This window comes from Gemmiger formicilis (genome assembly GCF_016900095.1).
Classification (GTDB): Bacteria; Bacillota; Clostridia; order Oscillospirales; family Ruminococcaceae; genus Gemmiger; species Gemmiger formicilis_A.
Genome location: NZ_JACJJP010000048.1, coordinates 1 through 9,096, shown reverse-complemented (window position 1 = coordinate 9,096; position 9,096 = coordinate 1). Strand labels below are relative to the sequence as shown.

At 64.0% G+C, this 9,096-nt stretch carries 8 protein-coding genes and 1 pseudogene; all 9 read left to right on the top strand.

Going from position 1 to position 9,096, the window contains the following annotated elements:
- Window positions 1–838 (top strand): stage II sporulation protein P (gene spoIIP / locus H6B15_RS14640; protein ID WP_204648747.1); only part of this gene is annotated, 838 nt, incomplete at its 5' end.
- A 77-nt stretch (window positions 839–915) separates the two neighbouring features.
- Window positions 916–2,313, top strand: a complete 1,398-nt coding sequence (gene asnS / locus H6B15_RS14635) for an asparagine--tRNA ligase (RefSeq protein WP_204648746.1) — start codon at window positions 916–918, stop codon at window positions 2,311–2,313.
- A complete protein-coding gene (locus H6B15_RS14630) occupies window positions 2,313–3,353 on the top strand; it encodes an A/G-specific adenine glycosylase (protein WP_204648745.1) in 1,041 nt (346 codons plus the stop codon). The genes asnS and H6B15_RS14630 overlap by 1 nt, the downstream gene beginning before the upstream one ends.
- Before the next feature lie 171 nt (window positions 3,354–3,524).
- A complete protein-coding gene (locus H6B15_RS14625; protein ID WP_243424439.1) occupies window positions 3,525–3,767 on the top strand; it encodes a phosphatase in 243 nt (80 codons plus the stop codon).
- A 121-nt stretch (window positions 3,768–3,888) separates the two neighbouring features.
- On the top strand, window positions 3,889–5,142 hold the full coding sequence (locus tag H6B15_RS14620) for a murein hydrolase activator EnvC family protein (RefSeq protein ID WP_204648744.1): 1,254 nt from the start codon (window positions 3,889–3,891) through the stop codon (window positions 5,140–5,142).
- 60 nt (window positions 5,143–5,202) lie between these two features.
- Window positions 5,203–7,149, top strand: coding sequence for a peptidoglycan DD-metalloendopeptidase family protein (locus H6B15_RS14615; protein WP_204648743.1), 1,947 nt, complete (start codon window positions 5,203–5,205; stop codon window positions 7,147–7,149).
- Window positions 7,150–7,269: 120 nt separating this feature from the next.
- Window positions 7,270–8,034 carry an NAD(P)-dependent oxidoreductase gene (locus H6B15_RS14610; RefSeq protein WP_243424438.1) on the top strand — a complete coding sequence of 255 codons (765 nt, stop codon included), beginning with the start codon at window positions 7,270–7,272 and terminating at the stop codon, window positions 8,032–8,034.
- Window positions 8,031–8,621: a dipicolinate synthase subunit B gene (locus H6B15_RS14605; protein WP_204648741.1), complete on the top strand. Its 591-nt coding sequence runs from the start codon at window positions 8,031–8,033 to the stop codon at window positions 8,619–8,621. Before H6B15_RS14610 ends, H6B15_RS14605 begins: the two co-directional genes overlap by 4 nt.
- A gap of 63 nt (window positions 8,622–8,684) precedes the next feature.
- Window positions 8,685–9,096, top strand: a pseudogene (locus H6B15_RS14600) (UDP-N-acetylglucosamine 1-carboxyvinyltransferase); the annotation flags it as partial.

The following is a 9,096-nucleotide window of genomic DNA, read 5'->3' as shown; positions in this document are numbered from 1 at the left end:
ATCCCCGGCGACCACTGCGCCCCCAGACCTGCAAAACGGCGGGCCCATCCGGTCCCAGTTCTACCCCCAGGGCAGCGGGGAAGGGTATGTGCAGCTGGAAGCCGGCAGCATCCGGAATTCCACCCAGCACACCGACGCCGAGCTGGCCGAAGCCGCCGACGGCCCCCTGCCTTTTTCGGTGGAGCTGAACGCCGACCAGCCCCAGGTGCTGATTCTGCACACCCACGCCACCGAGACCTACCAGACCTGGGACGACCTTGTGTACGACCCGGATTTTTCCGCCCGCACCACCAACACCGCCCTGAACATGTGTGCGGTGGGGGACCGCATGACCGAGATCCTGAACGAAGCCGGAGTGTATACCGTCCACGACACCACCCTCCACGATTCTCCCAGCTACACAGAGAGCTATGCCCGCAGCGCCCAGACCGCCCGGGCCTGGCTGGAGCGGTATCCCAGCATCAAGGTCATCCTGGATGTGCACCGGGATGCCATCGAGACGTCGGACGGCGCCCGCATCAAGCCGCTGTGTGAAATCGACGGGCAGGATACCGCCCAGGTCATGATCATTGCAGGGTGTGACAACGGCAGCACCGTCAATCTGCCCCACTGGCAGCAGAATCTGAAATTTGCCGCTGCCTGGGAAACCGAGATGGAATCCCTGTACCCGGGGCTGACCCGGCCGGTGCTGTGCGGGTACCGGTTCTACAACCAGGACGTGACCACCGGCAGCCTGCTCATCGAGATCGGCGGCCACGCCAATACCCTCGCCGAGGCTGTGCGGGGCGGGGAGTACGCCGCCCGGGCCCTGGCGGCCCTCTTCGGGGCCCAAAGCTGAGAATTTTGTGCTGTACAATCCCGCTCCGATGCGCTATAATAGCCATATCTATCTTGTTTAGAGGAGAGGGGAACCCCATGGAATACCTGAAAAAACGGATCGAGTTGTCCAAGCTTTACACCGATACCCCCGCCGACGGAACCGTCGTGACCGTCTGCGGCTGGGCCAAGACGGTGCGTGATTCCAAGAATATTGGCTTCATCTCGCTCACCGACGGCAGCTGCTTCAAGCCCGTTCAGATCGTGTTCGAGGCCGCCCGCCTGGAAAACTACGCCCAGGTGGCCAAGTGCGGTCTGTACACCAGCTTTGCGGTCACCGGCCGTCTGGTGCTGACCCCCGGCGCCCGTCAGCCCTTTGAGATCAACGCCGACGAGATCGAAATTCTGGGCACCTGCGGTCCCGAGTACCCGCTGCAGAAAAAGAAGATGAGCACCGAGTACCTGCGCACCATGACCCATCTGCGCCCGCGCACCAACACCTTCCTGGCGGCCTTCCGTCTGCGCGGCCAGGCAGCCTATGCCCTGCACCGCTTCTTCAATGAGAACGGCTTCACCTACGTGCACACCCCCATCTTCACCAGCTCCGACTGCGAAGGCGCCGGCGAAATGTTCCAGGTGACCACCATGAACCTGTGCGATGTGCCCCGGGACGATGACGGCAAGGTGGATTTCACCCAGGACTTCTTCAAGTGCCCGGTGAACCTGACCGTGTCCGGCCAGCTGGAAGCCGAAGCCCTGGCCATGGCGCTGGGCAAGGTGTACACCTTCGGCCCCACCTTCCGTGCCGAGAAGAGCTACGACACCCGCCATGCAGCCGAATTCTGGATGATCGAGCCGGAAATGGCCTTTGCCGATCTGGACACCTATATGAACACCGCCGAGGCCATGACCAAGTATGTCATCCGGTATCTGCTGGACCATTGCGCCGACGAGCTGGCCTTCTTCAACCAGTTCTTTGACAAGGGCCTGCTGGAGCGCCTGCAGCTGGTGGCTGACAGCGATTTTGCCCGCGTCAGCTACACCGACGCCATCGAACTGCTGAAAAAGAACGATTCCAACTTCCAGTACAAGGTGTACTGGGGCATGGATCTGCAAACCGAGCACGAGCGCTACCTCACCGAACAGGTGTTCAAGAAGCCGGTCTTCGTCACCGACTATCCCAAAGAGATCAAAGCCTTCTATATGCGCATGAACGACGACGGCAAGACCGTGGCCGCCGCCGATATGCTGGTGCCGGGCATCGGCGAGCTGATCGGCGGTTCCCAGCGTGAGGAACGCCTGGACGTGCTGACCCAGCGCATGCAGGAGCTGGGCCTGAAGCAGGAAGATTACGACTGGTATCTGGACCTGCGCCGTTTCGGCAGCGTCAAGCATGCCGGCTACGGCCTGGGCTTCGAGCGCCTGCTCATGTACGTCACCGGCATTCCCAACATCCGTGACGTCATTCCCTTCCCGCGCACCTGCGGTGGTTTCTGATGCGGGGCGTCGCCGCAAAACTGCTGCCCTGGTTTGAAGAGAATCGAAGGCTTCTGCCGTTCCGGCAGGAGCCTTCGGCTTACCATATCTGGGTCAGCGAGATCATGTTGCAGCAAACCCGGGTGGCGGCTGCCCTTCCGTATTATGAGCGGTTCGTGGCCGAGCTGCCCACCCCCGCCGACCTGGCCGCCTGCCCGCCCGACCGGCTGCGCAAGCTGTGGCAGGGTCTGGGCTATTACAGCCGAGCCGCCAACATGCAGAAAGCCGCCCAGCAGGTGTGCGATCTGTACGGCGGGGAACTGCCCGCAAGCTGGGACGCCCTGCGGGCGCTGCCCGGCATCGGGGACTACACCGCCGGCGCCATTGCCAGCATCGCCTTCGGCATTCCCGCCCCGGCAGTGGACGGCAACGTGCTGCGGGTGTTTGCCCGTCTGTTCGACGACGACGGGGACATCACCCGCCCGGCCACCAAACAGCTGTTCACCCAGCGGGTGATGGAGGAGATGCCCAAGGCCACCCCGGGCCCCTACAACGAAGCCCTGATGGAACTGGGGGCCCTGGTCTGCGTGCCGGGCACGCCCCAGTGCGAAGTCTGCCCTTTGCGGGAGATCTGCCTGGGCTACGCATCCGGCCGGGCGGCCGCCTTGCCGGTCAAGCCCCCGAAAAAGGAGAAAAAGAAAGCCCCGGTGACGGTGGCACTGGTGGAAAGCCCTGCGGGCTTTCTTTTGCAGCGGCGCCCGGCCCGGGGACTGCTGGCCAACCTGTGGCAGCCCCTGTGCTTTGAGGGCAAGAGCCTGACCCGGGAAGAACTGACCAAAGAGATGGAAGCACTGGGCGTGGCCGTGACCTGGAACGAAGCCCTGGCCCCGGCCCGGCATGTGTTCACCCATCGCATCTGGGAGCTGTCCGGCTGGCGGGGCACCGCCCCGGTCTGCCCTTTGCCCGAAGGCTATGCCTGGGGCCGGGCGGATGATGCGGCGGGAGATTTCACCGTGCCAAGTGCTTTTGCCGCCTATGTGCCCGGTGCCGGAAACGGTTAAATTTTCACAGGATTTTCGCGGCAGGAGCTGACAAAATTTTACGTTTGTATTGTTGTATTCCCACCCGGGGTCGGTTATAATAAAAGCAGCTGACCCCGGTATGTTCGCTTTGACGGCATACCCACACAATGCGGCCCGCCTCGGCGGTCCGCCGGTTCGGAGGAATGTATTATGATGAAAAAATCCACGTTTGGCGTTGCTCTTGCTTTCATCGCGGCTGCGGCCGGTGTTCTGACCGCTGTTGCGCTGTATCTGCGCCGCCGCGAAAAGGAGCTGGACGAGTACGAGCGCCTTCTGTACAGCGACAATGAGTTTGACGACGACGAGGATGAGGACACCATCTACGAGCCCATCGATACCGAAGCGGCCGCGCCGGCGGAGGATACCGCCGCGGACGATACCGCTTCTCTCTGATTCGTTCGCCGCATAAGACCTGTGCAAAAAGGGCCAGGTGCGGCCGGTGTGTGCTTGTGCGCACGCCGGATCGTACCCGGCTTTTGCTTTCGACACCCGGCCGCAACAGGAAGGAGCCGGTATGAAAAAACTTCTGCTATGGCTGGTTATGGTAGTGCTGATGGTTGTGCTGCTGCTGGGCGGTGCGGCCGCGGCGCTGTATGCCCTTACGGGAGAAAACAAGCTGCCACAGACCCACCCCACCCTGGGCGAAGCCGCCCTGGAACCCAACGGCTACGAATGGACGGTGCCGGTGCTGGGGGATGTGGTGGACCGTGAATTCACCAGCCTGACCAACCTGACGGTGCAAAAGCTGGGGGACATGGGTGACACCACCCCCGCACTGACCCTGCCCGACTGGGTCAACCGGTCGGAACTGACCCTGACCGGCCCGGACGGTGCCGTGGCGGTGCAGGGGGATGCCTCTGCCTACAATGAATACGTTTATACCCAGAACGGGGAGTATCAGCTGGACCTTGTCCTGTACCGGGACAAGGAACCGGATGTGAACGGCGTTTCCACCGGTTGGTACGCCTACCGTGCCAGCTTTACGGTGAACCTGCAGCCCAAAGCCACCTTGAGCACCACCAGCGCGCCCCAGGGCACGGTGGTGGCCCTCGCGGTCACCGGCATTCTGGACGGCAGCACCCCCACCCTGGAAAGTGATCTGGGCACCGTCTGGTTCCGCAAGACCACCGACGGGTTCATGGGATACATTCCGGTCAGTTACAACACCCCCGGCGGGGAACATCCGCTGACCCTGACCTGCGGGTCTCTGGTGCAGGAACTGACCCTCTCGGTCACCGAGAGCAAGACCGTCACCGTGCAGGTGGAAGCCGAGGCGGAAACCGAGATACCCGGTGCCTCGGACCAATACAAGAATGCCATCTGGCCACTGTACACCCAGGGCAGTGGGGATAAGCTGTGGCAGGGCGCCTTCGCGTCTCCCTCCACCAGCCTGCCCACCGCCGAATACGGTGACCGCCTGATGACCGACGGCAGCGTTACCGGCCGGTCCACCGGCCTGACCTACGCGGCGGCGGAGCCCGGCAGCGATGTCAGCGCCCCGCAGAGCGGCACGGTGGCCTATGCCGGGGAGCTGGCCCTCACCGGCGGCACCGTGGTCATCGACCACGGCTGCGGCGTCAAGAGCTATTTGTTCGGCCTGGGTACCGTCAGTGTACAGACGGGCCAGACCGTGTCCCGCGGGGATACCGTGGGCACCACCACCGATGTGCATGACCTGATTTATGAGCTGCGCATCGGCAACAAATCGGTGGACCCCGCTGCGGCCATCAAGGGCTCCAGCGGATTGCAGTATCAGGAAAACAAGTGAGCAGTGCCTTTCGCACGGCCGCCATTTGCTTGTTGCGCATAGATATGGGACGGGTTAGTTATGGAGGATAAGAATTTCGACAAAGAAAAAACGGCCGGCCAGGAGCACGCTCCGGCCGGACACAACCGGCGCCGTCGCCGCCGCAAAAAGAGCGGCAGCGCCCACCATGTACAACAGCCTGCGGCCCGACCGGAAGCGGAGAAAACCGCTGTGACGCCGGAGGCTTCCGGGTCTGAGCCGGAAAAAGAGAAGACGGAGCCCGTGACGGAACAAACCACCGAAGCGCCTGCCGTTCCGGAATCCCCCGAACCGGCCGAGAGCCCCGACGCCGCGCCGGAACCGGCCGAAACACCGCAGGAGGCCGACCAGCCGGAACCGCCGGAAGAGGCCGAACCGGCAGCGGAAGAAGCTGCCCAACTGCCTGAAACCGCGGAAAAGGACGCCGGGACAACAATTTCCTCCCAGGACCAGACGCCGGAATCCCCCGAAACACCGGAGGAGCCGGCCGAAGGGGAGGAGGACGAGGAGCCCGAAACGCCGGAACAGGCGCGCCGGGCCGCCGAGATGACCCGCACGGTGCAGCTTTCCATTGAGAAGATCGTGGAAAACATCGAGCGGGAGGAATCGGAGCCCGAGGAGGGCGAACCCGCCGAGGACGCCGAGACGGTACCCCTGACCCGATTGCAGCAGCTGCACCAGCGGGTGGGGGACAGTCTGTGGAGCCTGCTCAAGTGGATGATCTTTGTGGTGGCCTTCGTGGCGGTGGTGGCCGGTGCCGGCATCGCCTGGCTGTACAAGGGCGCCACCCCGGATGCCATTCCTCAGGTATCGGCCTCCTTCAACGGGCAGGATCTGCAGGCTACCTCCTACAGCTGGCATGTGCCGGTGGTGGCCAACATCTTCAAGCGCACCTACGCCGACACTGTTTCCAAAGATCCCATCGAGATTGAGGGAACCATCCAGTCCGCCCAGGTGGACCTGGACGTATCCCATCCGGATTGCGATACCACCCTGACGGTGGAGGACAGCACCGGCGAGACGGTGTTTGAAGGCACCGCCGAACAGTTCGGCAATTTCACCTTCACCGAAAACGATACCTACACGGCGGAACTGGTGATCTTCCGTACCGAAAAGAAGATCAGCCACGCCGCCGAGGTTTCGGGCAAACAAGTCTATCGGTTCACTTTCACGGTCAGCCTGCGTCCCTCCATCCGGCTCAATACCGTGTCCGCCACCCAGGGCGGCGTGGTAGCCGTGCGCGCCAGCGGCGGTGCGGCGGAGCAGGAAACGCCCATCCTGACCAGCGATCTGACCGCCACTGCCTTCCATCGGGGCGAAAACGACTGGGTTTGCTATCTGCCCATCGCGGTGGACCAAGAACCCGGCGACTATACGGTCACCGTCAGCTATGCGGGCTATATCGAGGAGCTGAGCCTGACCGTCAAGGCCAGGGCCAACACCTTCAAGGATTATTCCAGAAAGAGCCAGCTGACCAGCCCGTATATGGCCGACAGCGATACCCATGCCGAGGTCCTGGCCCTGCTCAAGACCGGCGATGACCAGCCCGCGGCCTGGTCGGAGGACGGGTTCACCCTGCCCTTCACCGGCAAGGCGGAGGTGGAACTTGCCTACGGCACCACCGAATATGTGGGCCGTTCCCGCAGCGAACGGGTGGCCGGCACCGGCACCGGGCGCACCTGCAGCAATGTGGTGGTTTCCACCACCCGGGGCGGAGACCTGCTGGCCCCGGCCGCCGGCAAGGTGGTGCTGGCCCAGGATCTGGGCGGTACTGCCGGGTATACCGTGGTCATCGACCACGGCGCCGGGGTGCACAGCATCTTCTATTGCCTGCGCAGCATCTCGGTCAAGGCGGGCACCACCGTCAAGGCGGGCCAGGTCCTGGCCGAAACCGACCGCACCACCATAGGGGACGTGCGGGTGGGGACCGTGTCGGTGGAACCCACTTCGGTGTGGCGCAACGAGTGTGACGCCCTGAACCATTATTGATCCTTTTTGTGGAAAAAGCCTCTGCTTCGGCAGGGGCTTTTTTCTGTTTCCGTCACCTTTGTTGCAGACCGGGCATAGGATGGCTCAGAACACGGGGGTGGAAATATGTTTACATTTTGTATGGCAGAAGGAGATGCCCGCCAGCAGGCCGCAGGCCGGGCCCTGCGCCAGGCGGGATGTACCCGCAGTGCGCCCGAACACGCCGATTTTCTGTTGCTTCCCATGCCGCTGCGAACCATTACGCCGGGGCAGCTGGACCTTTTGCACCGGGCCCGTCGGGACACCCCGGTATTTGCGGGGCTCATCACCCCACAGGCGCGCAGCGTCATCCAGCGAGCCGGGCTGGTGCCGGTGGACTACTATACCCGCAACGAACTGGCCAGCCTGAACGCGGTGCCCACCGCCGAAGGCTGCCTGTGCCTGCTCATGCAGATGCGCACCCGCACTTTGTGGGAAAGTCCGGTACTGGTGCTGGGGTTTGGCCGGGTGGGGCAGGCGGTGGCCCGGCGGCTGGCGGCCCTGGGAGCCCGGGTCACGGTGGCTGCCCGCAGCCCGGACCAGCGGGCGGCAGCCCGGTGCGCCGGCTGCCATGCGGCGCCGCTGACCGCACTGGAACGGCTGCTGCCGGGTTTTGACGCGGTGGTCAACACCATTCCGGCCATGGTGCTGCCGGCAACGCTGCTGGGACAGCTGCCCCGGGGCGCGGTGATCATCGACCTGGCCAGTGCCCCCGGCGGGGTGGACTTTGACGCCGCCCAGGCCATGGGCCTGCAGGCGCGGCTGGCATTGGGCCTGCCGGGGCGCTGCGCCCCGGACACGGCGGGAGAACTCATTGCACAGACCATTCTGAATATCTTGAACGAACAGGGGAGGGCGGCAGTATGACTCAGACTTGGCAGGATACCCCCCGCGCGGTGGTGTTTGCCCTGTGCGGCAGTTTTTGCAGTTTCGGGGCGGTGCTGCCCCAGATCCAACGGCTTTGCCGGGACGGCTGGGACGTGCTGCCCCTGCTCAGCGCCAGCGCCGCCACCCAGGACACCCGGTTCGGCACGGCGGCCAGCCTACACCAAACGCTGGAAGAGATGACCGGCCACAAACCCATGACCACCCTGCAGCAGGCGGAACCCCTGGGCCCCAAAAAGATGGCCCGGGCCATGATCATCGCCCCCTGTACCGGCACCACCATGGGCCTTCTGGCCAACGGCATCAGCAGCACGGCGGTCACCCTGGCCGCCAAGAGCATGCTGCGGGGCGGGCGGCCTCTGGTGCTGGCCCCCTCCACCAACGACGGTCTTTCGGGCAGTGCGGCCAGCCTGGCGGTTCTGCTCCAGCGCAAAAACTTCTATTTTGTGCCCTTCGGCCAGGACGACAGCTTCAAAAAGCCCCACAGCCTGAAGAGCGATTTCACCCTGCTGCCGGATGCGCTGGAAAGCGCCCTGCGGGGGGTACAGCTCCAGCCGCTGCTTTTGTAACTTTCGGCAGAACAGCGCATATATTGGTATGGTGTGACGGATATTTCGAAAGGCGGTGCGGCGATGGAACGGATCAGGATCACAGGCAGGCGGGTATTGGCGGGCAGTATTCGTCCCGCGGCTGCCAAAAACAGTGTGCTGCCTCTTCTGGCGGCCAGCCTGCTGTGTGCAAAACCCTGTGTGCTGCGGGGTGTGCCGCAGCTCTCGGACGTGGAAGCCAGCATGGCCCTGCTGCGGGCAGTGGGGGCCAATCCGGTGCGGCGGGGACCGGATATCCTGCTGCCTCCCGCCACGGTCAGCGGAACCGTTCCCCCCGAGCTGGCCGGGGCCATGCGGGGATCGGTGTTCTACCTGGCGCCGCTGCTGGTGCGGGCGGGCCGGGTGGAGATGCCCCTGCCCGGCGGCTGTCGGCTGGGCCCCCGGCCCATTGACATCCATCTGGCGGGGCTGGGGGCCATGGGGGCCACCATCCGGG